Origin of the sequence: Heyndrickxia acidiproducens DSM 23148 (assembly GCF_000374345.1) — a bacterium.
Taxonomy (GTDB): Bacteria; Bacillota; Bacilli; order Bacillales; family Bacillaceae_C; genus Weizmannia; species Weizmannia acidiproducens.
The window spans coordinates 1-24630 of the sequence record NZ_KB893995.1 but is presented as its reverse complement, the minus strand read 5'-3'; the positions used below and the strand labels follow the sequence as shown (position 1 = coordinate 24630).

The 24630-nt window shown below is 44.1% G+C and carries 28 protein-coding genes; 12 read left to right on the top strand and 16 right to left on the bottom strand.

What is annotated here, in order from left to right:
- Positions 1–67: 67 nt before the first annotated feature.
- Complete coding sequence (locus tag C232_RS0109065) at positions 68–925, top strand: metallophosphoesterase (RefSeq protein ID WP_018663549.1); 858 nt, start codon at positions 68–70, stop codon at positions 923–925.
- 76 nt (positions 926–1001) lie between these two features.
- Here C232_RS0109065 and C232_RS0109060 read toward each other — a convergent pair whose 3' ends face one another.
- Positions 1002–1553: a YkoP family protein gene (locus C232_RS0109060; protein WP_018663547.1), complete on the bottom strand. Its 552-nt coding sequence runs from the start codon at positions 1551–1553 to the stop codon at positions 1002–1004.
- Between the two features lie 210 nt (positions 1554–1763).
- Positions 1764–2024 carry a hypothetical protein gene (locus C232_RS0109055; protein WP_018663545.1) on the bottom strand — a complete coding sequence of 87 codons (261 nt, stop codon included), beginning with the start codon at positions 2022–2024 and terminating at the stop codon, positions 1764–1766.
- A gap of 113 nt (positions 2025–2137) precedes the next feature.
- On the opposite strand from C232_RS0109055, the gene C232_RS19385 reads away from it, so the two are divergent.
- Both C232_RS19385 and C232_RS0109045 read left to right on the top strand, forming a co-directional pair.
- Positions 2138–2284, top strand: a complete 147-nt coding sequence (locus tag C232_RS19385) for a small acid-soluble spore protein P (RefSeq protein WP_018663543.1) — start codon at positions 2138–2140, stop codon at positions 2282–2284.
- Positions 2285–2483: 199 nt separating this feature from the next.
- Complete coding sequence (locus tag C232_RS0109045; protein WP_018663541.1) at positions 2484–2735, top strand: GlsB/YeaQ/YmgE family stress response membrane protein; 252 nt, start codon at positions 2484–2486, stop codon at positions 2733–2735.
- Between the two features lie 100 nt (positions 2736–2835).
- Here C232_RS0109045 and C232_RS0109040 read toward each other — a convergent pair whose 3' ends face one another.
- From C232_RS0109040 to C232_RS0109025, 4 genes are all read right to left on the bottom strand, one after another.
- Positions 2836–3453 carry a lytic transglycosylase domain-containing protein gene (locus C232_RS0109040; RefSeq protein WP_026314547.1) on the bottom strand — a complete coding sequence of 206 codons (618 nt, stop codon included), beginning with the start codon at positions 3451–3453 and terminating at the stop codon, positions 2836–2838.
- Between the two features lie 246 nt (positions 3454–3699).
- Positions 3700–4380, bottom strand: coding sequence for an LrgB family protein (locus tag C232_RS0109035; protein WP_040400039.1), 681 nt, complete (start codon positions 4378–4380; stop codon positions 3700–3702).
- Complete coding sequence (locus C232_RS0109030) at positions 4352–4744, bottom strand: CidA/LrgA family protein (protein ID WP_018663537.1); 393 nt, start codon at positions 4742–4744, stop codon at positions 4352–4354. Before C232_RS0109030 ends, C232_RS0109035 begins: the two co-directional genes overlap by 29 nt.
- A gap of 222 nt (positions 4745–4966) precedes the next feature.
- Positions 4967–5899, bottom strand: a complete 933-nt coding sequence (locus C232_RS0109025) for an NADP-dependent oxidoreductase (protein ID WP_018663535.1) — start codon at positions 5897–5899, stop codon at positions 4967–4969.
- 161 nt (positions 5900–6060) lie between these two features.
- Between C232_RS0109025 and C232_RS0109020 the strand changes: the two genes are divergently transcribed.
- Positions 6061–6336: an alpha/beta-type small acid-soluble spore protein gene (locus C232_RS0109020; RefSeq protein ID WP_018663533.1), complete on the top strand. Its 276-nt coding sequence runs from the start codon at positions 6061–6063 to the stop codon at positions 6334–6336.
- A 45-nt stretch (positions 6337–6381) separates the two neighbouring features.
- Here the strand turns inward: C232_RS0109020 and C232_RS0109015 are convergent, their stop codons facing one another.
- Both C232_RS0109015 and C232_RS0109010 read right to left on the bottom strand, forming a co-directional pair.
- The gene (locus tag C232_RS0109015; protein WP_018663530.1) at positions 6382–6996 is read right to left on the bottom strand and encodes a hypothetical protein; all 615 of its coding nucleotides are present in this window, start codon (positions 6994–6996) and stop codon (positions 6382–6384) included.
- 18 nt (positions 6997–7014) lie between these two features.
- Positions 7015–9234, bottom strand: coding sequence for an alpha-galactosidase (locus C232_RS0109010; RefSeq protein ID WP_018663529.1), 2220 nt, complete (start codon positions 9232–9234; stop codon positions 7015–7017).
- A gap of 192 nt (positions 9235–9426) precedes the next feature.
- Between C232_RS0109010 and C232_RS0109005 the strand changes: the two genes are divergently transcribed.
- Both C232_RS0109005 and C232_RS0109000 read left to right on the top strand, forming a co-directional pair.
- Positions 9427–9789, top strand: a complete 363-nt coding sequence (locus C232_RS0109005; protein ID WP_018663527.1) for a DUF485 domain-containing protein — start codon at positions 9427–9429, stop codon at positions 9787–9789.
- Positions 9786–11315, top strand: a complete 1530-nt coding sequence (locus tag C232_RS0109000) for a solute symporter family protein (RefSeq protein ID WP_018663526.1) — start codon at positions 9786–9788, stop codon at positions 11313–11315. The genes C232_RS0109005 and C232_RS0109000 overlap by 4 nt, the downstream gene beginning before the upstream one ends.
- 59 nt (positions 11316–11374) lie before the next feature.
- Here the strand turns inward: C232_RS0109000 and C232_RS0108995 are convergent, their stop codons facing one another.
- The 4 genes from C232_RS0108995 to C232_RS0108975 all read right to left on the bottom strand — a co-directional run bounded on the left by C232_RS0108995 (position 11375) and on the right by C232_RS0108975 (position 16982).
- Positions 11375–12124, bottom strand: coding sequence for an NAD-dependent deacylase (locus C232_RS0108995; RefSeq protein ID WP_018663524.1), 750 nt, complete (start codon positions 12122–12124; stop codon positions 11375–11377).
- 344 nt (positions 12125–12468) lie between these two features.
- Positions 12469–14484 (bottom strand): ABC transporter ATP-binding protein, encoded by a 2016-nt coding sequence (locus C232_RS0108985; protein ID WP_018663520.1) that lies wholly within the window; start codon positions 14482–14484, stop codon positions 12469–12471.
- On the bottom strand, positions 14484–16241 hold the full coding sequence (locus C232_RS0108980) for an ABC transporter ATP-binding protein (protein ID WP_018663518.1): 1758 nt from the start codon (positions 16239–16241) through the stop codon (positions 14484–14486). The genes C232_RS0108985 and C232_RS0108980 overlap by 1 nt, the downstream gene beginning before the upstream one ends.
- Before the next feature lie 426 nt (positions 16242–16667).
- A complete protein-coding gene (locus C232_RS0108975) occupies positions 16668–16982 on the bottom strand; it encodes a heme biosynthesis protein HemY (protein ID WP_018663517.1) in 315 nt (104 codons plus the stop codon).
- 340 nt (positions 16983–17322) lie between these two features.
- Between C232_RS0108975 and C232_RS0108970 the strand changes: the two genes are divergently transcribed.
- The gene (locus C232_RS0108970; protein ID WP_018663516.1) at positions 17323–18675 is read left to right on the top strand and encodes an MFS transporter; all 1353 of its coding nucleotides are present in this window, start codon (positions 17323–17325) and stop codon (positions 18673–18675) included.
- Positions 18676–18881: 206 nt separating this feature from the next.
- On the opposite strand, the gene C232_RS0108965 is transcribed toward C232_RS0108970, so the two are convergent.
- On the bottom strand, positions 18882–19697 hold the full coding sequence (locus tag C232_RS0108965; RefSeq protein WP_018663515.1) for a hypothetical protein: 816 nt from the start codon (positions 19695–19697) through the stop codon (positions 18882–18884).
- A gap of 167 nt (positions 19698–19864) precedes the next feature.
- On the opposite strand from C232_RS0108965, the gene C232_RS0108960 reads away from it, so the two are divergent.
- Positions 19865–20932 carry a DUF3900 domain-containing protein gene (locus C232_RS0108960; protein ID WP_018663514.1) on the top strand — a complete coding sequence of 356 codons (1068 nt, stop codon included), beginning with the start codon at positions 19865–19867 and terminating at the stop codon, positions 20930–20932.
- Positions 20933–20957: 25 nt separating this feature from the next.
- Here the strand turns inward: C232_RS0108960 and C232_RS0108955 are convergent, their stop codons facing one another.
- On the bottom strand, positions 20958–21173 hold the full coding sequence (locus C232_RS0108955; RefSeq protein ID WP_018663513.1) for a hypothetical protein: 216 nt from the start codon (positions 21171–21173) through the stop codon (positions 20958–20960).
- A 107-nt stretch (positions 21174–21280) separates the two neighbouring features.
- Here C232_RS0108955 and C232_RS20010 point away from each other — a divergent pair, with 107 nt between their 5' ends.
- From C232_RS20010 to C232_RS0108935, 4 genes are all read left to right on the top strand, one after another.
- A complete protein-coding gene (locus tag C232_RS20010) occupies positions 21281–21445 on the top strand; it encodes a hypothetical protein (protein ID WP_018663512.1) in 165 nt (54 codons plus the stop codon).
- Between the two features lie 220 nt (positions 21446–21665).
- A complete protein-coding gene (locus tag C232_RS19760) occupies positions 21666–21827 on the top strand; it encodes a hypothetical protein (RefSeq protein WP_018663511.1) in 162 nt (53 codons plus the stop codon).
- A 90-nt stretch (positions 21828–21917) separates the two neighbouring features.
- The gene (locus tag C232_RS0108940; protein WP_018663510.1) at positions 21918–22097 is read left to right on the top strand and encodes an H-type small acid-soluble spore protein; all 180 of its coding nucleotides are present in this window, start codon (positions 21918–21920) and stop codon (positions 22095–22097) included.
- Positions 22078–22425, top strand: coding sequence for a hypothetical protein (locus C232_RS0108935; RefSeq protein ID WP_018663509.1), 348 nt, complete (start codon positions 22078–22080; stop codon positions 22423–22425). The genes C232_RS0108940 and C232_RS0108935 overlap by 20 nt, the downstream gene beginning before the upstream one ends.
- On the opposite strand, the gene C232_RS0108930 is transcribed toward C232_RS0108935, so the two are convergent.
- Both C232_RS0108930 and C232_RS18510 read right to left on the bottom strand, forming a co-directional pair.
- Positions 22426–23682, bottom strand: a complete 1257-nt coding sequence (locus C232_RS0108930; protein ID WP_018663508.1) for a hypothetical protein — start codon at positions 23680–23682, stop codon at positions 22426–22428. It abuts the gene before it with no gap.
- A 389-nt stretch (positions 23683–24071) separates the two neighbouring features.
- Positions 24072–24431, bottom strand: a complete 360-nt coding sequence (locus C232_RS18510; protein ID WP_155891557.1) for a hypothetical protein — start codon at positions 24429–24431, stop codon at positions 24072–24074.
- Between the last annotated feature and the right edge of the window lie 199 nt (positions 24432–24630).

Here is a 24630-nt window from a genome sequence, read left to right as displayed (position 1 = left end):
GCCATCAATTACTTGTAAAAAAAACAACCTTTTTCCTGTATAATTTCTTAGGAAGGGGGAATGTTGATTGAACATACTATTTATTTTTCTGATTATTATAATCGTCTATTATTTCATCAAAAAAGCGCATTGGAATACGAAAGATATCGTATTTAACAAAATAAAAGTGAATTCAGCATTACCGTTATCCACTGGCCACCATCCAAAATTAAACGTTTTGCAGCTTTCTGATCTGCATCTGGAAAATATATCAATTTCTCCTCACGAACTGTATGACATGTTAAAAGATGAGCCCCTTGATTTAATTGCACTGACTGGAGACTTTCTTGATCGTAAACGTACCATTCCCAAACTGGTTCCCTATTTGAAAGTGCTAAATCAATTACATGCTAAATACGGGATTTATGCCGTCTTAGGCAATCATGATTATGTGTTGCCCGAAAAGAATGTAACAGAATTAATTGGCCTACTTGAGAAGTATCAATGTAAAGTTTTGCAAAATAAACATGACACCATTTCTGTTAACGGGACACGGGTTCATATCATCGGAATTGATGACTATAGTACAAATCGAAGCAATATAGAAGCTTCGTATCAAGGAATAACAACCGGAACAAAGTTAGTCTTAACCCATGATCCAAACATTATTCTGGACATGAAAGATGATCATTTTGATTATTTGCTTGCCGGCCACTTTCATGGTGGACAGATTTGCTACCCAAAACCGTACCACCTTGCCAAAATGGGGAAGCTTGCACGAATGAATGTAATTAAAGGTTTTCATACCCAAAACGGTAAGCCTTTTTACATCAGTGAAGGACTCGGACAAACGGGTTTAAACATCCGTGTTGGAAGCCGGCCTGAAGTAACGCTTCATGAACTGGCATTGGCAATGGCTGATGAAGAAGTGACAAAAGCCATGTAAGGAAAGAAAAAGCTGTTATCTTTAACAGCTTTTTTTCATGCTTAAACATTCCCTTCCACAATGGTTAATCCAAAAATCAATTTCTGTACAGCCTGGATAACTTTTCCCTGGACATGAACAAATAACTCGGTTTTTGATGTTTTAAGACATGGAGCAAAGAATGTTGCCCGGATATCATCTCAATCGGTAAGAAAGCGATTTGTTTAAACCATTTATAAATCGGGTGAGAGATATCAAAAACTTCAAAACCGAGCCGCTTACAGCCTTTATTTAGTGCTGTAATCCCGATGATGCCTTTAATTTCACCGGAATACGGGTGATTTCGAATATAAAGTTCAATTCCAGGCAAAGACCTTTTGACGTAATGATAAATCATGAGTGCTTTTTTCAACTCACTGTTCAGGTTTTTAAACTCATGGCACAGCCGGACATTGTGAAGATGAATTTTAACTAATCTATCGTTTTTATTGATTTGTGTCCCATCTAATAAGACAATACTCCTGCCTTTATATTTAGTCAGTCTCACCCGAAAAATATTATCTTCTTCAACAGAAATGTATTTTAGACGTGTACAATGATAATACAAAGGATCAATTATCCCCCAAATGGAGATAAGATAATCTCTCATGCATCTGGCTCCTTTATGATTTCTCAACAAACATAATGCCCTTTTCTTGTGAAAATACAGAACAAATTTTTTAACAGCTATTGCCAGTACCGCAAATATTTGTGCGCAAAAAGCACCCGTCCATCACAGCGTGCCATCCCGTTTTCTGCTGCTTCGCTCTTTTGAAACATCTAGTACAAACAAAAAGGCGGAGCCATACCCGCCTTCGTACTAGCCCTCCAGGTTAGCATTCTCTACGATTTTATCCAGGTCTTTTTGAAACTGTTGAAGCTTTAACCTTTGTGTTTCGCTTGCCACCTCAAGCGCGTTTTCAATTTGCTGGTAAGTTTCGTTGATTTCTTCTTTTAAATGTTTTAAATGGTGGCCATAGTCTTCGCTGTCCACCGTTAAATCCTGATAAATATCCTCTGTCTGGTTCATACTTTGCTGGGCAGCCTGGAACGCCTGCTGCTTGTTCTTATGGTAAGGCATTGGTCATCTCTCCTTCTAAAGAATGCAATGACTAGTATTCACCGTTTTTCTGTAAATAATCCGCATAACTGTACAGTAAAATGCAAACAGTATACAACAGGAGGGATACACAGATGGTCAATAAAAACAACAGCAATGATATGCACAGAAACCAGCCAAAAGGCAACCACGGCGGGCAGCCGGAGCCGTTAAGCGGTTCAAAAAAAGTGAAAAACCGAAACCATTCCCGGCAGAAACATAATCCGGGCCATGATATGTAAATCGAAAGGGCAAGGCTCTGGCCGGAAAATTTCCATACATTTCATCATGATTGCGGCAGGCGCCTTCCCTATTTTTGATCATTTAAATGTTTTTCGAATATGGCTCAACAGGTTTATCCTATTTCAATAAAGGCAATAATAACAACAAGTTTGATAGAAAAATATATCAAACAAAGTATTGGATTGGAGGAATGTTGAAATGTCTTTCATTTTATATTTAATCGTAGGTGGAATTATCGGATGGCTTGCGGGCCTGATTTTAGGCAGAGATGTTCCGGGCGGTGTGATTGGTAATATTATTGCAGGGATCGTCGGGGCCTGGCTTGGCGGCGCCATCTTTGGCGACTGGGGGCCGACACTGGCTGGTATGGCCATCATCCCGGCACTTATCGGAGCCATCATTCTCGTGTTTATTTTGAGCTTTATTTTAAGAACAGCAAGAAAGGCTTAAGATGGAAAAGGGCGGCCAAACCGCCCTTTTTTTTCGTGGTAAAAATGTATCTCAGTTTTGCCGCACCTTTTTTAGCAGCCGTTTCTATCATGTACCCCGTTCACCGGTCTCCCTTTTGAACGTTCTCTTTTTTATACATGCGGGCATAATGCATGACTTCCGTGACATATTCATTGCTGTGGTTATATGAATAAACCGCCTTTTCGATGCGGCCGCTCGCCGCGCCGTTTCGGGCCAGGTAATTGGCTGCGCTGAAGATGGCATCCTTATCATCAAACGGATCCGCTTTCCCGTCTCCATCTGCATCCACGCCATAACCGCCGTACTTATGAATGACTGCAGGGTTGGTTTTATCATTTTCTGAAATATTTCCTTTTCCCAGGCCGCTGCAGGAAGGATGTTTCCAGCCTACGAAACTGCACGGCATAAATTGCATCGGCCCTTCAGCACCGGCAGGCGATACCATCGGCTTCATGGTTGAGAACCTTGTTTCAACACGATGATGGGCAGCAAGCACGTACCATGGAACCCCGTATTTTTTCTCTGCTTCCAAGTAATAAGCAAGATATTTTTGGGGAATATCGGGATTATACTTCTTTTGAATCTCTTCTTTTGCGTGGTGGGAGATGAGATAAAAACCGATGACCAAAACCGGAATGAGCAGAATAAACAGCGTTTTGCGCCGCTCCTGTTTCTTTTTTCTTGATGATTTGGGCATTTCAAAATAAGTCCTTTCACGTTCCATTCTGTTTATATTTTTATCATACCGAAACAAAAAGCCGAAATCCATGGAAAGATTTCGGCCTGCATTAAAAATCATCAGCACTCTTCTTAATGGTTCTCCGGCACCGCCAGCTTTTTTGAAAAATGCCCGTACAGCACGCTCATGCTTATCATAAGGATTTCAAAAGTGCTGTGTTCATCATAAACATCTGCCGCTTTTTATGAGATAAACAACCGGCGATTATTGAAAAAACCACGGGATGACAAAAGAGGTCAAAATGGCGGTCATGCCCATGGCCACACCCGAAACCGCCCCTTGCAGATCCCCTTCCTTGACGGCTTCACCGGTGCCGATCCCGTGGGAAATGGTGCCGAGCGCAAGGCCTCTTGAAATCGGATGGTCAATTTTTGCCCATGTCAAAAGCTTCAACCCGAACATCGCGCCAAACATGCCTGTGATCATGACAAAGCCCGCCACCAATATCTGGCTGCCGCCGATCATTTTTGCCACTTCACTTGCAACCGGCACGGTAATCGACTTTACGGCCAGGGATGCAAAAATGAAACGGGACAATTGAAAGATCTTAGCCATGATCAGTGCTGTACTAATGGTAATGACGCTGCCCGCCGCCATGCCTCCTAATACAGGTAACAAGTAACGCCGCAAGATTTCGCGGTTTTTATAGAGCGGGACAGCAAGCGCGACAGTGGCCGGGCCGAGAAAATAGGTCATAATCCCTTTTGCCGGACGGTATTCCGTATAGGTCACATGGCTGATTAATAGCAGCAGGATGACCACTACAGTACTGAAAAAAACAGGTGTCGTAAACGGGGAAGGATATTTCCTGGCAATGCGCAAAGACAACAGATACACCAAAATGGTTATCGCAACGCTATATAGTGTGACTATGCTGCTGCTCATAACTTTCCTTTTTGCTCCTTGCCAGAACTTGTGCTGAAAATCCCGTCCCCAAAATACCTGCTGCCGCGCTCACTGCTAAGATAAGAAAAAGAACAAGGCCTTCATGAATAAAAATCGTGCCGAGTGTCATCAATCCGGCGGAAATCGGGATAAAAAAGAAAGACAGATGTTTCAGAATCCAAGTGGCCCCCGCATCGATCCACTGCAGTTTCAAAATCCCCGTTGCCAGCATGACAAACAGCAGCAGCATCCCGCATACATTTCCCGGAATCGGCAAATGGGTGAGTTTGACGATTTCCTGGCCAGCCATGAAAATACCCCAAAGCAATCCAATTTGTGCTAAGAAAACAACCGGCTTCTTCATTTCCATACTCCCTTTGTGTGTTAGTAACAGACCGAAGCACCGCATTCAGACCCGGGAAACCGGATCGCAACGGCAAATTTCTGTATTAGTACAGTTTATACTATACAAATATTCGATAAAGGTTTTAAATATCCTTTATTTTTTTGAAAAAAAAATAAAATTGGCCGGCTGTGCCGATTGATGAAACGGCAACTAAAAAAAGAACTTGAACGGTTCAAGTTCTTAAAAAGTAATAACAATCTTTCCACGGGCATGATGGGATTCACTTAATGCATGTGCTTCTCTTACCCCCTGCTGTGAAAACGGGAAAGTTTGGCCGACGATTGCTTTCACGGTGCCTGATTGCAGCAGTTCCCCGATCTCTGCAAGCTGTTTGCCATTCGGCTGCAGCCATAGAAAATCTGCTTTCACACCGTATTTTTCTGCTTCTTCCTGTTTTGGAGCTTCCGCGATGGAAACGAGCCTTCCGCCTTTTTTTAATATTTGATAGCTTCCGGACTGGATGCGGCCGCCCAGGGTATCGTACACTGCATCGAAATCCTTCAATATTTCTTCAAAATGTTCAGTTCTGTAATCAATCGCCATATCGGCACCCAAGTTCTTCACAAATGCGCCATTCTCTGCACTTGCCGTTGTTGCGACATATGCACCGGTATGATGGGCAAACTGGATGGCAAGACTTCCAACACCACCTGCACCGGCATGGATCAATATCTTTTCTCCTGCCTTTAAGCCGAGCACATCATAAAGCCCCTGCCAGGCAGTTAAACCGGCCAGCGGAACCGAAGCGGCTTCTTCAAAAGAAACATTCGGCGGTTTTAAAGCCAGTTTATCCTCATCGATGGCAACAAATTCCGCGTAGGTCCCGTTCCTGGTTGTATCCGGGCGCGCAAAAACAGCATCCCCCACCTTGAAATTTTTTACTGACTTGCCGGTTTCTGTGATGATTCCCGCGGCATCCCATCCTAAAATAATTGGAAAATCAAAAGGAAGCATGTCCTTTAAGTAACCTTCCCTTAATTTCCAATCAATTGGATTCACCGAGGTCGCTTTCATTTGCACAAGCACCTGGTGATCCTGAATAGAGGGAATTGGCACTTCTGCTTCTTGAAGCCTGTCCTTCCCGCCATACTGATTTATAACGACTGCTTTCATCTGCTACTCCTCCTGATTTCACATTACAATTTATTATTGTATCTTTTTCCAGACGCTTCATCAAATCATTCAGCTTAACAACAGTATGCGCTTCAAATCAAATGAAATACCGTGTATGACGGGCGCCCAAAATTTAAATAATAGGACTGGAGGGGATAAAAATGGGCAGACGAAAACGAAAACCGCTTGTTGCCGGGGCAAGAAGCGGCCTTGACCAATTAAAAGCGAATGTCATGGCACAACAGGGATTTCATGTCGATCGAACACATCCGGATGCGGTAAAATACGAAGTTGCAAAAGACCAGGGCATACCATTGCAAAAAGGCTATAATGGGCGGCTGACATCCGAACAGGCCGGCAAAGTCGGCGGCCCGATCGGCGGAAGCATGGTGAAAGAAATGGTCAGAATGGCACAGGAGCAGTTAAAAAAGCAATAACAGTATTGCAACTGTCACGTACAGAGGATCAGGCCCTCTGTACGTTTATTTATAAATGAGTTGTTCAAGTTCTGTTTTGTCCATCTGGCCGCGGATGCCGCTTTTCTGAAGAAAATAGCGGATGATTTCTTCCCTGCCCATTTTTAACTGTGCAAGCCCGCGCGCAATGGTTTTCAAATACGGCGCCGGCGGTTTTACAAACAGCTGCCCGTCCATTGGCATGCCGGTTGTGAACGTAAAGATCGGCGCACCGTCTTTCATCCCTAAATAAACAATGCGGTTATACCAGCCGCTGCCAACCCGGGCAGAGCCTTCCTCGATTACTTTTTTTAAATCAATCTCCAGCTCGGCGAGTCCGTTTTCCTGGTCCACCACTTCTTTAAACTGTTGTGCCGTCACCAAATACATTCTGCCAACCGTTTCAGCTTTTTCATGCCTCTTTGTGCTGATAAAAGCAACGCCGCCTTTGCCCCATTTGCTGTTCTCCCTGGCAAAATAGAGCGGGTATGGCATCATGATTTTTTTATCGGACATAGGCGGCGTATGGTCGGTGCAGCCCGGTTCCTCCTGTGAGGATCCCGGCGGCCGCCCGCCTGCTATATAACACATAAACCGCTCACGCAAAAGATTTGACCCGTAGCTTGCATACCAAACATTCATTGTATTCACCTCTAAAAATTAGTCCGGAACGGCCCGAATCGAAAACAGCCGTGAAGCATAATCGCCGGGCCGTTTTTTTGAAGACAGCATGCTTTCCGTAAGCAGCAGGCCGGCATGCATGAGTTCATCGCCATAAACTGTTTCCTGATAACCATCCACCTGATACAACCGGCCCGCATCCAAGCCTTGCAAACGGATCCGCGAGAAAGGTGCATTTGGCCGCGCATACATTTGATAGCAGCCGGCAAGTGCTTCTTTTTGGTCAGCGGACACCACCATCCACGCCGCCTGCCCCGATTCGAACGGACTTTCCAAGCGGTAAAAACGGCCGAATTGGATGAGTGCGCGCTTTTCTTTAAAAAATGCAGTTTGTTTTCGGATCACCGCTTTTTCATCCTTACTGAGCAATGTAATGTCCAGTTCGTAGCCAAACGTGCCAAAATAAGCCACGTTCGCGCGCGTATGAAGCGGCGTTATCCTGCCGGCCTGGTGGTTTGGAACAGCGGAAACATGGCTGCCGATGGAAGAAAGCGGGTAAACAAAAGAAGTGCCATACTGGATTTTCAATCGTTCCGCCGCATCCGTATCATCGCTTGCCCATGTTTGCGGCGCATAATACAGCATTCCGGGGTCAAAACGGCCGCCGCCGCTTGCACAAGACTCAAACAATATCGCAGGAAAATGTTCAATCAATTTTTCGTATAATTTATAGACACCGAGAATATAACGATGGAACACTTCACCCTGTTGATTTTTTGGCCAGGCGCGCGAAAACACTTCCGTTATATTGCGGTTCATGTCCCACTTCATATACGAAATTTTTGACGATCCGATCGTTTCGCACATGGCTTGAAAGAGCGTTTCAACAACCTCATCGCGGCTGAAATCCAGCACATACTGGTTGCGGCCGTGCGACATTGGGCGATTCGGCGTTGCGATCACCCAGTCGGGATGCCGGCGGTACAAGTCAGAATCTTTATTCACCATCTCAGGTTCAAACCACAAGCCGAATTTCATGCCGAGGGCTTCAATCTTTTCTGATAGGCCCTTGATTCCTTCCGGCAGTTTTTCCAGGTTGGCCGTCCAGTCCCCCAGTGAGCTTTTATCATTGTTTCTGTTGCCAAACCAGCCATCGTCAAGGACAAAGAGCTCAATCCCCAAATTCTTTGCCTCCTTGGCAAGCGTTAGAATTTTTTCTTCATCAAACTTAAAGTATGTAGCTTCCCAACTGTTGAATAGGACCGGCCGGGTTTTGTCACGCCACACCCCCCGTACCAATCGTTCACGGTAAAGATGGTGATAGGTTTGGCTCATGCCGTTTAAACCCTGATCTGAATAAACCATCACACATTCCGGTGTCACAAAGGTCTCACCGGGGTTCAGCTTCCATCTGAACTGGAACGGGTTGATGCCCATCATCACACGTGTTACCTGAAAATTGTCGACTTCGGCACGGGCAAGAAAATTTCCGCTGTAAACAAAGCTGAAGCCGTAAACTTCCCCGCTCCGTTCTGTTGCTTCGGGCCGCTTTAAAGCCAGGAAAGGATTGAATTGGTGGCTGCTTGCCCCGCGCGCACTGGAAACGGACTGGACGCCTTTCGCCAACGGTTTTACCTGGACATGGTTTTCCCGTGCCCATGCCCCGTGCAGCGTAACCATTTCAAAATGATCATCCGGAAAATCAACACTTGCACTCATCGCTTCATTTAAATAAACATGGCGCCTTCCCCGATTGGTAAAAACAGCATGACGCGTCAACACGTTACACCCGGCATAAATGGTATAGGACAAAATCAGCTGCATTTCCAGTACGTGATCAAACAAATAAATCTCCAGCGTATCGGCTTCGTTGTCGTCTTCCACATAAACTGCCGGCAATCCTTTTAATGTTGGTTTGCCTTTTTTTAATTGGTAGCCCTGATAACGGAAGTCTGCAATCCTGCTTCCAATTGTATCACGGATTTCAAATGCCGGATACCTGAAGTCAGTTGTCCCGTAGCTTGGATACTCTTGTTTGATATATTCAAGGGATGAAGTATGGTTCCCTTCCAGGCGATTTGCAGATGCCCCGTGTTTCTTTCTTTCTGTTAAATGGCGGAATGAAGGACGGTGCCGGATTTTTTTACCGTAGTATAAATGCTCCAGCTGCCAGAGATGATCCATCACGCAAAATATATAGCTGACAGCGTCATTTGTTAAATGGAACTCTTTTGTTTTTTCATTGACAAAAACAGGCATGATACACACCTCTTTCGTTTTCTTCCTTTCTATTGTATGTGCCTGTTTTCGTTAAATTTACATGCATACGCTTTATTTCACATATCATTCTATTTCTAAACCATTTTTCTTTTCAGGCACATTTTTAGAATTATCTAACAATAATATTGACAAAATTGTGAACAATCCAGTACGATGAAGGAGAAAAAATACATGGTTGAAGGAGTGGTTTTTGTGGAAAAAATGGTGCACAATCATTCACCAAATCCTGATTTTGAGAAAATCGCCGCAAGCACCGGATTTCAAAGACTGATGGCCGCCAAGAAAAGATTCATTGTACCGCTTACTGTTTTCTTCCTAGTTTTTTATTTCGCACTGCCGGTGTTAACTTCGTATTCAAAAGTGTTAAACCAGCCGTTCGCCGGGGATATTACCTGGGCCTGGGTATTTGCTTTCCTCCAATTTATCATGACCTGGGTTTTGTGTACCATGTATGTTAATAAAGCAGTCTTCTTTGACAGGATGGCTCAAAAGGTATTGGATGAACATGCCCAAAAGGGAGAAAAAGCCATATGAATGTAACCGTTATCATTTTATTTTTATCCATTGTTGCCCTGACCCTGGTGATCACTTACTATGCGGCAAAACGGACGAAAACCGCAAATGAATTTTATACCGCCGGCGGGGACTTAAGCGGCTGGCAGAACGGCTTGGCAATCGCAGGTGACTATTTGTCTGCCGCATCTTTCCTTGGCATTGCCGGGATGATCGCTTTAAGCGGTTTTGACGGTTTCTTTTACAGTATTGGCTATCTCGTTGCGTATCTCGTTGTCTTATTTATTGTTGCAGAACCGTTACGGAATTTGGGAAAATACACACTGGCGGATATGATCAATGCCCGCTTTGATGCCAAAAAAGTACGCGGAGTCGCGGCCGTCAATACGATTACGATCGTAATTTTCTATATGATTGCACAGCTTGTCGGCGCCGGGGCGCTGATCCAATTGCTATTTGGGCTGCCTTATTGGGCGGCGGTTCTCATTGTCGGTATAATGATGACAATTTATGTGCTGTTCGGCGGTATGACCGCAACAAGCTGGGTGCAGATCATTAAAGCGATGCTGCTGATGGTTGGAACAGTTGTCATTTCCTTTCTCGTGCTCGCAAAATTTCAATTTAATATTCTTCAAATGTTCCATGAAGTGAAAACGGCTACATCATTGGGAACAGATTATTTGAATCCGGGTGTTAAATATACAAACCCGGTCGACACGATCTCGCTTATGCTGGCTTTGGTGCTTGGTACAGCCGGCCTGCCCCATATCTTAATGCGCTTTTTCACAGTCAAAGACGCAAAAACAGCCAGGTCTTCCGTTGTCACCGCGACATGGGTCATTGGCATCTTTTACATTTTAACGATTTTTCTTGGATTTGGAGCGGCTGCTTTTGTCGGCAATGAAAAAATTGTGGCCGCAAATGCTGCCGGCAATATGGCGGCGCCGCTTTTAGCAGGAGCGCTCGGCGGCGATTTCCTGATGTCCTTTGTGTCTGCGGTTGCATTTGCGACAATTCTTGCAGTGGTTGCCGGGCTTGTGCTTTCCGGCGCATCGGCATTCGCCCACGACATTTACGGCCAGATCATGAAGAAAGGCCAGGTAACCGAGAAACAGCAAATCGTTGCAGCGCGTTACGCTTCAATCGGCGTTGCAGTGTTCTCAATTCTATTGGCCTTATTTGCACAAAAAATGAATGTTGCATTTCTTGTCTCACTGGCATTCTGCGTGGCAGCAAGTGCAAATCTGCCGGTAATCATCTGTACGATTTATTGGAAAAAATTTAATACTGCAGGCGCCATCACCGGTATGCTATGCGGATTAATTTCTTCGCTCGTTTTGGTTGCCATCAGCCCGAATGTATTTTCACCGATTGAAGGGGCTGCAATTTTTGTTGGCACGCCATTGATCACGCTGACAAACCCGGCGATCATCTCCGTTCCGCTCGGTTTCATCGGGGCATATATCGGCACAGTGGCATCGAATAAGCAGGATGCAAAGCGGTTTGCTGAAGTATCCGTGAAAGCGAATACCGGCTACAAAGAGTAAATATAAAAGCCTGCCCCTCACCAATGAGTGTGCGGGGCAGGCTTCTATCCTATCTTTTTTTATATAAACCGGTTCACCATTTCCAGCAGCTCCCCGATTTTCCAATCCCTCACGATTAAATCCGCGGCATCATCCATTTCGGTTGGCTCCATATTAACAATCACCAGCTTTGCCCCATTTCTCTTTGCTTCTAACGGGAACTGGTTGGCTGGTGAAACTGAGAGCGAGGACCCGAGAACAATAAACAAGTCCGATTTTTCAGCTTCATCACTTGCCTGGTAAAAAGCATCGACTGGCAGGCTTTCACCAAATAACACGACTGACGGCCGGATCAATCCGCCGCACGGGCATTTGTAATTCCCTTCAAGAAATAACGTATCCGGATAAACGGTGCCGCAGCGGTTGCAATGGCATTTTCTCAGCGTGCCATGCAGTTCAATGACATTTTCATTGCCGGCTTCCTGGTGCAAGCCATCCACATTTTGAGTGATAATCGAGCTGAGCAAGCCCCGTTGTTCCCAATCAGCAAGAATTTTGTGGCCTGTATTCGGCCCGGCCTGCTGTTGGTTCTTCATGCGGTTGTAATAAAAGTCAATAAAGCTTTGCACATTCTCATTCATCGCTGAAACGCTCGCGACAGTATCCGGATGGACTTTTTTCCATAAGCCTTTACTCGATGACCGAAAATCAGGCAATCCGCTTTCGGTGGACATCCCGGCACCTGTAAAAACGACCGGATACTTTGCAGCGCTTAAACTGTGGCTCAGTTCCTGAATCACATAACTGTCATCTTCATCTAAGATGGCCAAACGATCACTTCCCTTTTTTATCAGATTACGCTTTTCTCTACCCTTTATTTTAACAAAAATGATTGAAGAACAAACCAAAAATATCTTAGAATACTTATTTCATATCGGCCTATGAACTGCAGCTCTCTCCTTTTTTTTGCTTGAGATCGCGTTCATCCGGCTTATGAACTGCATTTCTCCCCCAATTCTCCCAAGATAGCGTTCATCCGGTCTAAAAATGACAATTTCATTCCCTTCATTACCGGCAAGCTGTTTTTTCTCAAATGACCCGTTAAAACTCCATCCATACAAAAAAGGCTTTCCCAATGTTCATTACGAATCATCAGGAAAGTCCCTTATATTTCTTATCCGGCTTCCCCCGCCAGGCTGCCGTGCTGCATCTGATACATTTGGTAATACTTGCCTTTTCGGGCCATCAGCGTGTCGTGATCCCCTTGTTCAACGATGCGGCCGCGGTCCAGTACAAGAATCTGGTCCGCATTTTTAATCGTGGAAAGGCGGTGGGCAATCACAAATGTGGTTCTGCCTTTTTTCAAGACGTCCATCGCATTCTGGATCAAGCTTTCCGTCTCCGTATCGATATTGGAGGTCGCTTCATCCAAAATTAAAATCGCAGGGTCAAATGCAAGAGCGCGCGCAAATGAAATCAACTGGCGCTGCCCCGATGAAAGGGTGCTCCCTTTTTCAATGACCGGTTCATCCAGCCCCTTTTCCAAATTCGCGAGCACTTGATCGGCACCAACTGCTTTTAAAACTGCTGCCGCTTTTTCCCTTGTAATCCGCGGATCGTTTAGGCTGACGTTTGAATAAATGGTACCAGTAAACAAATACGGATCCTGGAGCACAATCGCCATATGGTCACGCACGGTCTGGCGCGGAAGGTCGTGGATATTGATCCCGTCAATCCGGACCTCGCCTTTGCTGCAGTCATAAAAACGGAACAGCACATTCATAATTGAACTTTTTCCGGAACCGGTATGGCCGACAAGTGCCACCGTTTCACCCGGTTTTGCTTCAAAATCGATATCTTTCAGCACATATTCGTTTTCTTTATAACCGAAATAGACATGGTCAAAAACCACATGCCCTTGATAGCGCGGCATTGTTTCACTGCTCACATCTTCGCCTTTTTCATCGAGCAGTCTAAAGACACGTTCGCCGGCAACCAATGCCTGCTCCAAATTGCTGAACTGGTTGACAATATTATTGATCGGATTAAACAGGCGGTTAATATAATCGACATAAGCGTACAGGAGACCAACCGTCAGGCCGGCCCCGAGCCCCTGTGTGCCGTGCCCGAAATACCAGATAAACGCAACGAGGATTAAATTCTTTAAAATGCCGGTTATATTATGGGATGATAAAGAATTCAGCGTCAGCAGTTTATTTTGGTAACGGAAATGTGTTTCATTCAGCGCCTCAAACTCTTCACGCGTTTGTTTTTCACGCCGGAATGCCTGGATAATCGGCATACCCTGAATTGATTCATTGATCATTGCATTCAGTTCGCTGACTTTGGAACGGATCATATGATTGTATTTTTGGGCGTATTTTCTGTAAATCCGCATCCAAACCAGCAAAATCGGAATCAGAAGCAAACAGATCAGCGCCAATTTTACATCGAGCAAAAACATGGCAATATAGATGCCGATGATATAAAAGAACCCGCTGAAAAAGTTTGACAGTACCGCCACATACAGTTCATGAATAGCCTCTGTATCATTTGTGATCCGTGATACGACTTTCCCGGCCGGAAGATTATCAAAATACTGGATCGGCAGTTTTTGCAAATGGGCGAACACATCATTGCGCATTTTCTGGATAATGCGATTGGCCGCCTTTTGCAAATAAAAATACTGTCCGAACTGGGCGATCCCTGCAATAACAAATAAGCCGAAATATACCAGCAGCAGTTTAACAATATAAGGCACCTCCGGCTGGTAAAAGCGGAGTACTTCAGCAGCCGATAAACGTTCAGCTTCATAACTTGCAGTTTTTCCTTTCAGCGTCACGAAAAGCCGGCCGTTCTTTACGGATCGTTCCCCATCCTTTGCCGCTAAACCGTCCACAAAGTAGAAGTGTTTGTCTACTTGTACGATCGAAACTTTTTTCCCGCTTTTCTCTTCAGCTCCGGCATAAGCAGCCCTTTTATAATAATGCCCCTGATAAACCACAGCCCGGGCTGGATGTTCCGTCTGCACCCACTCGTTCTCAATCCCTAAAATGTGCTGGTCAATCAAATTTTTAGCAATAAGCGGGCTTATCACGTCGGCTGCAACTGCAAGCACCAAAGCAGCCAGCGCTGTAAAGAGAATGCCCTTAAATTGAAGGGCGTATTGAATCAATCGTTTTGCGACCATTATGCCCTCACCTCCTCATGCTCAGGGGGTTGCAGCTGCTGGCGGAGAAATTGTTCATAATACCAGCCGTGGCGTGCAAGAAGCGCTTCATGTGTGCCGGCTTCAATGATTTTTCCTTCATCGAGCACCACGATCCACCGGGCATGTTCAACAGCTGACAAACGGTGGGTCGCAATGATCGTCGTTTTATGATGACGTTCGTTGCGGATATTCGCAATAATGACAGCTTCTGTTTTCGCATCAACTGCCGATAAGGCGTCATCCAGAATTAAAATTTCCGGATCATTTAATAAGGCACGGGCAATCGAAATCCGCTGTTTCTGGCCGCCTGAGAGTGCCACCCCTTTTTCGCCGACAAGGGTGTCAAGCCCCTCCGGCAACATCTCAATGTCTTTCTCTAATGCAGCAAGACGGATGGCATGTGCCAGTTCCTCATCTGTCGCTGTATCTGCACCGAACAGAATATTTTCTTTTACCGTCCGCGAAAACAGCACATGATCTTGCGGGACATATCCGATCCAACTGAGGACACGGTCTTTTTCAAGCGTTTCTATTCTTGCACCGGAAATTTCCAGCGCCCCGTCCCCGAGCGGATATTCGCGCAGCAGCTGTTTAATCAGCGTCGTCTTCCCGCTCCCTGTCTTCCCGACGATCCCGATCGTATCCCCTTTACGAATTTGCAAATCAATATGTTGCAGATTGAGATGATTCGAACGCGGATATTGGAATGACAGCCCGCGAAAATCAATCGTGTCCGGCCGGGCAACCATGTTCGGGGCTGGCGGATCTTTTACATCTTCTTCCACATCCAAAGTGTTCTGGACCCGGTCTAAGGAGGCATTGCCGCGTTGCATGACATTGATCAACTCCCCGATGGCGAACATCGGCCACGTCAGCATCCCCAGGTAGACATTAAATGAAACCAAATTCCCCAGTGTAATGCTTTGCTGGAAAACCAAATAAGTCCCGTATGCGAGGCCGATCGTATAACTTAGACCCGTGATAATTTTCGTCAACGGGCTAAAAAACGCATCAATCTTTTCTACCGCAATATTTTTTTCGTACACATCTTCCGTCATTGCGCGGAATCTCGATTGGTCGGCTTTTTCCTGGTTATAGGCACGGATGACGCGGACACCGGCAACTGATTCAAGTACACGATCATTTAAATCGCCGAATGCATCCTGTGCAACAGTATATCGTTCATGGATTTTTTTGCCCAGCACCTTAATACCGAACGCCAAAACCGGCAGCGGCAGGATGGCTGCGAGCGTTAATTTCCACGAAACGAGAAACCCCATCGTCACGATAATCGTCAGCATATACATCGTTGAGTCAACCAGCGTTAGAATTCCGAAGCCGGCCGTTTGCGAAACCGCCCGCAAATCATTTGTCGCACGCGCCATTAAATCCCCGGTCCGGTTATGCTCAAAAAACGGCGGCGCCATTTTCAGAAAATGGCTCATCAGCCGGGAACGCAGTATTTTTTCAATAATAAACGCCCCGCCAAACAAATTGTATTGCCAAATATAGGTAAATCCATAGAGAAGAATGGCGACTGTAAACATAGCCGTGAGATAAGCGGTTAAGGTTTGTGCAGTCAGGTCCCCTGTAAAAATTTTATCAATCGTTTTACCGACAATCATCGGCGGAATGATTTCCAATAAATTAACAATGCCAAGCGCCAGAACGGCAATTGTATATCTTTTCCAATACGCTTTAAAAAACCAGCCCAATTTTCCTAATACACTTAACAAAACATCGTCCTCCTCTCCCTGCTGTACTAACCACTTTCCTTCTCCGCAACATGCGGTTGCCGCACCTGTCTTTGCATCTCATCTCTTCCTCTCTTTTATAAGTGATATCAAAACAGCGGGATCAGCTGCCATCCCCAAAACGCAAAAAAGCACAGTATACGCTCTTTATGGGAGCAATACTATGCTTCACAATAATTGCGCAGGCTTTAGCAACCTGCGTTAGACTCCTGCCATCATTTCAGGCCGCGATTACGAAGGTTGCGTCCATATTCAGTTTGATAGATCCATAACGGTTAACCATCCTTCTCATGACACGCAACCTCCTTTTGCAACAGTTTTTGAATAGCCATATTTTAGCACGTCTGCTGGTGATTGTCAATTTACTTTTGAAAAATTTTCCATCTTTCTCATTTTTTAAATCCTTTATCATCCATGATGGTGATGATCGTGCCCGTGTCCTTTCGAAGGATTGGTGATCACGAATCCTTCTTCCGGAACGTAATAGTACTGGATCCAGATGCCGTCCAGATATGCTTCCCTGGAATCCAAAAGAATGTCGATGCCCTTGTCTGTTTTTACAATTTCATCGTGTTCCTTTGGCGTATCAAATTCGATGCCGTAATGGGCATGATCACCGTGCATATTGGTAATATAGACACGGATCATCTTTCCTTCCGCTTCATCCGAATTCAGCCTGCTTTTTAAGACTTTTGCTGCATTTCGATTGATTTTTACCTTCATCTTCCAACCTCTATTCTATAAAGTGAATCTTTCATCAGCGGGGTTTTCTTGAACCCCGCCTAACCTTTTTGAGTGGGAGTCATACTGCCCGTTATGTCGGGATTAATTTGTACTTTTATTATTATGCCAGAAAAACGGCAAATCGCAAAATTTCCGGCATCCGTTTTTTATTTCAGTTACTTAAAATTTGCATACTCGAAATATTTTAGACTATAATACAACTGTTTTCAGTTACAGAATGGAACGGACGGCTTTCAGAAAGGATAATGAATATAATGCGCCGCCTATCCTTTGCTTCAGACACTTTAAAAAACGCAGATCATAAGTGAGGTAAGAAACCATGGCTGTATCAAAAAGAACTATATTTTTAACCGCGATTGCATCAGGCACAATGCTGAACCCGCTGAATTCATCAATGATCTCGCTGGCGCTGCACAGCATTCAAAAAGATTTCCATCTCAGTTTTTCAACCGTTTCGTGGCTGATTTCTTCCTTTTATTTGGCAAGTGCGGTTGCCCAGCCTGTGACAGGAAAAATCGGCGACTTAATCGGGCGCAAGAAAATGTTTCTGGCCGGGCTTGTGCTTGTGGCCGTGTCGGCAATCGGTGCCCCGCTCGCCCCGGCATTTTCTGTGCTGCTGGTCATGCGCCTCTTCCAGTCAATCGGCAGCAGCGCCATCTATCCATCCGGCGTCGCGCTGATTCGGAACCATATCCATGAAAACCAGGCCCAAGCACTTGCGGTGTTGTCTATTTTTGCATCCGCCATGACAGCACTCGGCCCGACAGTCGGCGGCCTTCTGATCGGAATCGGCGATTGGCCGTCCATTTTCGTTGTGAATTTTCCTTTTATTATCATTAGCTTTTTACTGGGTTGGTTTATGATTCCGAAAGATCCTGCCAAGAAAGATACCTCTTTTAAAACGGTGGTGCAGCAATTGGACTGGACCGGGATCTTCTTGTTTGCAGCAGGTCTTGTAATGCTGCTTTACTTCCTGCTCTCACTGGAAACGGCTGTCCATTTACGGGCGGGCATCTTGGGCTTCTTACTGTTGATCGCTTTTGTATGGTTTGAATGGCATAAAGAAGCGCCGTTTATTGATGTCCGGTTTTTGAAACAGCACCGATCCTTGACAATTGTTTATGTACAGTTTATTGTGCTGAACCTATTTAATTACTGCCTGTTTTTCGGCTTGCCGAGCTTTTTCCAGGACGGGCTTCATTTCAGTGTGCATACAAGCGGCCTGATGATGCTGTTTATGTCGGGCGCGAGTATTATTGTCTCGCTGGCATCAGGTAAATGGGTGGATCGTGTTGGCACGGCAAAACCGATTCGGATTGGCGCTGCGGCAATGACGGCAGGCGCCCTGCTCATGGCCTTATTTTTCTTGAACGCGCCCATTTGGTTAATGGGACTGATTCTCTTTCTTCTTGGAATCGGGTACGGGATCGGCAATGTGGCCCTCCAGGTTGCAATGCTCGATGAAACGCCGGAAAATATGGTGGGTACAAGTTCAGGGCTTTTTCAAACCTGCCGCTATTTAGGATCTATCCTATCATCGGTTGTTCTCGGAATTGTTTTTGCAGACGGGATCACATCCGGGCGATTTATTTTTCTGGGGGCTGTATTAATCGCAACCGGCGTGATTTCAGTTTTGATCAGTTTAAAACCTGTAAGATCAAGGGCATTTTGACAAAATAAGCGCGGTTTCGGTATCCGCGCTTGTTTTCTGATCCTATATATTTTCACATGAAATCAATTTAGTTTACATAATATAATTATAATATAACATGAAACATGAACAGAACACTGCTACTCTGTCATCAACTGTAAAAAGTAGTAGCAATGAAAAGTGATGCCAGGTCTTGATGTAAAAACTTAAGTTCATTTTATATAACATCAATATCTTTTTAATTTTGCAGCTGTATAACCGATCAGCAGGGTCACCAGCGAGAAAAAAATCGCGATACTTGAAAAAGCCAGAATATAAAAATTGTACCCGGCTAATTTCGCGATCAGCTCACTGATATTAAAACCGAATAAAACAGCCATCACATTCAGAAAAACCAGCAGCCCAAAAATCGACAGGCAGCCGCTATACGCCCCTTTTAAGTCCGCCGTGCTTAAGGCAATATGGGAAGAAATACAGATGGCAAGCAGAACATAAATCCAAAAACGGGGATTCACGAAGTTATCGATGGTAAACAGGTTCGCAGCCAGCGCACTGAATGAACTGCCCAGTAAAATGAGAATATGTTTCTGGGCGGCACCAGTTTGAATCTGCATATGGACCGTATCCATAAACGGCGCGTATGTATCAGGCAATAAAACATACATCCCGGCAACAAGCGTAAGGATACCCAGGATGACTGGCGCTGTCCCGATAAAAAAGTTTCCGATCCGCTGGTACAAGCTGCCCGGGTTATACTCATGGCTCACATAGCCAAGCACCCCGTCCCCGCTATACAGCTGCAGCCATTTGATCTCTGTTATGCGGTGGCCGAATACAATGCACATAAGCACATGGCTCAATTCATGAACCGGCGTACCGAGCCATGCCGTCGCTGCAATCCCCTTCCAGCCGAAAGCCCGGAGCAAAAACTGTGTCGACCATTTTTCTAAAAACCCGAGCACAAAACCGACGGCAAGCAGAACCCCGAGCAAATTAAATAGTTCTATTAAACTAAGCAGCAAAAGATGAATGACAGTTTGCAAAACCCGGCCCCTTTCCGGTGAACCATAATCTGTTTCTTCATTTTAAAACAGAACTGGCTTGAAATCCAGAAAAGCACGGCCAAAGAGAAATTTTCCCGGTTTGTCCAAAATCAATTTTTCCAGTAAAATAGACGACAGTGAAAAATTGAATGAACCAGGTGAACATAATGGACTTTGTAATCAACTATCTCTCCTTCTACGTCATCCAGGTAGAAGGACAAGGTGAACAGGCGAGAAAAACATATAAGCATTTTCAAACGTTAGATCAGGAAGAATACGAGCTTAGCAATGTTAAAGACTTTCTCGACGGCGAACTTGAAAAAATTACGAAACGAAAAGTGGACATCCACCCAAAATCGGAACAAGTCCCCACTAAAATTGGCCGTTTCATTGTCGAGCCGGGCTACGGACTTGACTCAAATCCGAATTTCAACCTTTTCAGCCGCGCACGCCAGGCGGATTCAAAAGAAGCTTTTCAAAAGACAAGCGAAGCATTTTTGGCTATCTATCTCGACACCAACGCGGTCAGGGGCGGCGCCTTCCTCATTGCTTCAGCAAAATTGAGGAAATACTTCGATGAGCCGTTTATTTTCATCATGAAATGTGACTTTGAACCGAAAGTGGCAACCATTACGGATGAAGCCACGCTGTTGCGGAAAGTTGAAATGGCGATTACGACGAAAGGCATGAAATCGATCCAATATCCTTATATGCCTGAAGAAGGGATGATTGAAGAGTCACAGCTGAAAATCCACCAGGCTTCCCACGCCCACTATTTCGAAGAGTTTTTAAAATACGTCGAATACGGTGAATCGATGCCGCAAATCATGAAGTCGCAGGTAAAAACGATGGTGGAAGAACATTTCCATGAAGTGCTTGAAGAAGACAGCACCGAGTTTTTGGAATTTGAAAAGGAAATGGAAATCTGGGAAGCAAGCCCGAAACGGGAAATCCAGGAAAGGCTGACAACAGAACAGGTGATGGAAGCAACGGCACAGATTGTGGAAAATGCCCCCGAAGCAGATTTGGAGATGAAACTGGACCATATTTCGCTGCGTGCCCTGCTTTCCGATTTCGGCGAAGCCGTGCATATTGCCAAGATTGGCGGCCGCTATGTGACCGTGATTGAATCTGATTCCATCCTCTTTGAGAAAGAATTCTCGCCAATTGAGTTCCTGCAACCGGATGAGTTGGAGAAGGTACTGGAGCGGGTTGGGAAAAAAGTGTTAAAATGACCGGTACTTCAAACTAAAACGCGCTCTAAATTGCAAAGAACAAAACCAATAAAGATAAAGCCGTTATCAAAGCACCAAGTATTTTCTTTTTTTCTTGGAAATAGGATATACCCATGCACAGAAACATGGCTCCAAAAGAAATTTCCTTATATTGGTAGAACACTTCCTTTTGAGCGATTAATTCGTATGTTAGCATCGCAATTATAATAAGCGCAAAGAAGTACTGTAAGATTTTCATCATGCAACTCACTCCAGTTTGGGGAAATTGTTATAAAAAGGCAAATAAACATTTTGCTTTCCGGATAATTTCAGCATCTTTTACACATCCTATACTTTGGAGGTGGTAAAATGAATGACAGAGGTTATAAATCAAATACTTACTCGTACAACGATCAGCTTGATAACGAGGCAGGGAATGAAAATCAAGAAGGTGTAATGGATAGTATCGGTGAAACCATCCAAAATGCCATCAACAAAGTGACCGATAATGACCAAAACAATACCCAAAGTTAATGTTGAAACCGTTGGACGCCAATCAGTGGCGTTCTTTTTGCAACGAGGCTATCCTTCACTTATTTTTTCTCTTTACTACAGTAATGATCAAAGCTGGTAAATGATGATCCCTGCTTGTTAGACGATTATTAATTATTATTTTTTGTATTTTTCTTCAACAAAACGCAAAAAGTAATGTTTGAATTCCTGCTCTCCAGCGATTAAATGTAAGGAGGAAAATATGGCAAACACAACAAACAATCAAGATGGAAATACCAGGGCAGCTGTTCGCCTGGACCATTCACCCATTACAGACCCTCTAAATAGTGATCATGCATATAATGACAAGGGATTAAACAACATTGAAAAACTCAATAAAGCCATAAAGAAAAATTCCAAATAAATAATCAAGTTGCAACAATACCAACGGCGCTTAACAGAACGAATTACACCGGAAGAATCATAATGGCAGCCGAGCCAAGGGGGTTTTAAAATGGAGCAAAATAGGTTAAAACAAATTTTATCTTCTTCTGCAGAAATTCATGTAAAATACAACGGAACTTCCGTTTGGATTGACAAATTAAATGAAGACGGAAAAACAGCAACCGTTCACGCAATGGAACCCTTGGAAGAACGGACTATCGTTGAAATCCATGAATTGGAAGAATCTTAAGTTAAAGGTGCGTCAAAACAGCCAAGAACTTCTTGGCTGTTTTGATTTTTCTGTCGTTGTTTGTCTGCCAGGAGAAATATATACCCGCCTCATTCTGCTATTTCAGCGAAAGCCCGAAAAACCGGATGCTCTTTTTGGTTACATTCAAACATTAACGATAATTAATTGCGCCCATAATGAGCATCACAATGGTCAGTTGGCCTTTCAAACGGCATACGTTTCATCATTTTCCTCCACGGCTTCTGCAAGTGTTACAGAAAGCATCATTAGTGACTATGCTTTGAGCCCTGTGCTAACCATATTTGATAACCAAACAAAAGTTGCGTGATTACTCCATATTATTCAATAAGATTACTTTCCCGTTCACTGCATCAACGCCATATGCACAGTCCAGCTTTTTGGATGGCACATATTGCTTTCTTAAAGAATCAAAGACATACACCGGCTCAACTGTTAAATACGGGGAAAGTTTTTCGAAAGCCTTTTCTTTAGTAATGGCTGGCTGTTCGGGAGCCTTGAAACGGGAAAATAACTCATCCAGCAATGGCTGATTATCAACATAATTTATAACTTGAAAGTCTTTTGCATTGATAATGAGCACCAGTTTTCTTGCAGGTTGAGTTTCCTGCTGTTTCAAGCCCAGCTCGGCATGTATGTAACCTTTCGCCCTGTACAATGTTTTCAGCAGCCATTTTTCTGAGTCTTGCGGGTATTGCTGGCGCAGAAAATCCGTGGCTGCCAGGATACATTTCTTTTCTTCCTGAAGCAGTATCGGCAAGGCATCAGGACTTGGCTCGTATGAATAGGCCTGACCAGCTGTGACCTCATCTACTAAGTCCCATTCCGTTCGTTCGAAAGGCAACCGTAATGGCGTTTTCCATTCAAGCAATTCATTCACTGCGGTTACAGGCTGTTCAGACGGAGGCGGCAGAAGTCCGTTCTCCCCAATATATACTTCTTCTATCCCGTAAATTGTAAAATAACATTCCTGCTCGAACGAAGGGACCATAATCGGCTTAAGTTGCTTTTTTGCCATTCGTTCCATTTCATTTTGCGAAAACACAATATTTCCATGCTCTTCTATTTCTTCAGGCGGAAATGTACCGTTGACGGAGATTAAGGTAAGGCGTCCTGCTGAATCATATTGGATTTCAATTAACCCCGGGGGCAATGTCGGCATTCCGTTTACTCCGCTTCTAAATTCCAGTTCCCCTTCTTCCTCTCTGAACAAATAAAATTGTTTCCCAAAAACAAGCCCTGTTTCTTTTTCAATCCAGCTGATCATGTCATCTGTTTTCAAATCTTTAAAGACTATACCGTTCAGGGCAAAAGTTTTATCCCCGACAAAAATGGCCCTCATTATTCTCCGGCTCTGCACATCTATCTCAATAACCGCAGTACCATCCGGATTAAGATCCTCATCCTCTTCAATCACCCCAAAAGGAAACCACTCCATGGACAATGCATACTGCGTTTCCTGATAAATATCAACAGAACGGTAAAACGCATACCTTTTTAAAAAATATTCTTCTAATCCAAACTTTCTTTTTACCAATTCCACCAGTTCCTGCGTTTTTGGATCCATTCGCCTTCCCCCTGTTTACATATGTTGCTATATTATATACGGTTGATTCAAAAAAGGGTTTCGCAAATCAACAATGTAAGGTATATTCGAAATATGCCGTCTATATGGGATAACCAATGTAATGAATAATGTACATTTTTGGGTGTTGTTCCTGAATCCCTTTCCTATAATCAAAACAATACGGTGGTGTTTTTATTGAAATTGAGAAAAAAAGATTATGTGATATCTTTCTGTATAGTGTTTGTATTCATGATAGCCCAAATCTTTCCAAGCGGAAATCTGTTCCCCGTTCTCATTAAAACCTTTATCATCAGTATAATGTTATCTCTTATAATTGGCACAATTACAAATTTCTTGTTCAAAAAAGGAAAACAAAGGAAATAGCCCAATTATCCAAAGTAATCCGACAGCGGTACTTTTCTGCCTGCTTTATCCCATTGATGGTATTCATCAAAAACGGACATTACATCATGATGCGCACGAATTTCCACTATATTCTTAACTGCAAGATAACTCCGCCAATAATCAAACATAATACTCGTTAAGCTCCCGTTATATGAACCACTGCCAAAGTCTTCTATTGAATGATTTCCATATGTGCCCGAAAAGGCTTCCACTAACTCCGCCTCTGTATTTGTGATTTCATTGAATTCTTTCTCACTCAACTTTCGCAGTGTAAAAATATAGTCTACCCCAATCACTGCGTAGACCAATGAACAGCTGAATATGTTCCTTGACAAATGCTTCATAAAAGAAAAAGCACCCCAACGTTTGGTATAGTTTAACTGACGAGAAAAAACTACCAAACAGAAGAGGTGCCTCCTATTATGATAGCGAATAATGACCTAAATAAGCAACTGCCAAATGAAATAAAAAGCACATTCAAGGAACTAAAAATACTGAAACATCTACGAAACGCCGGTATTACAAAGAATTTTGGATTTTCCT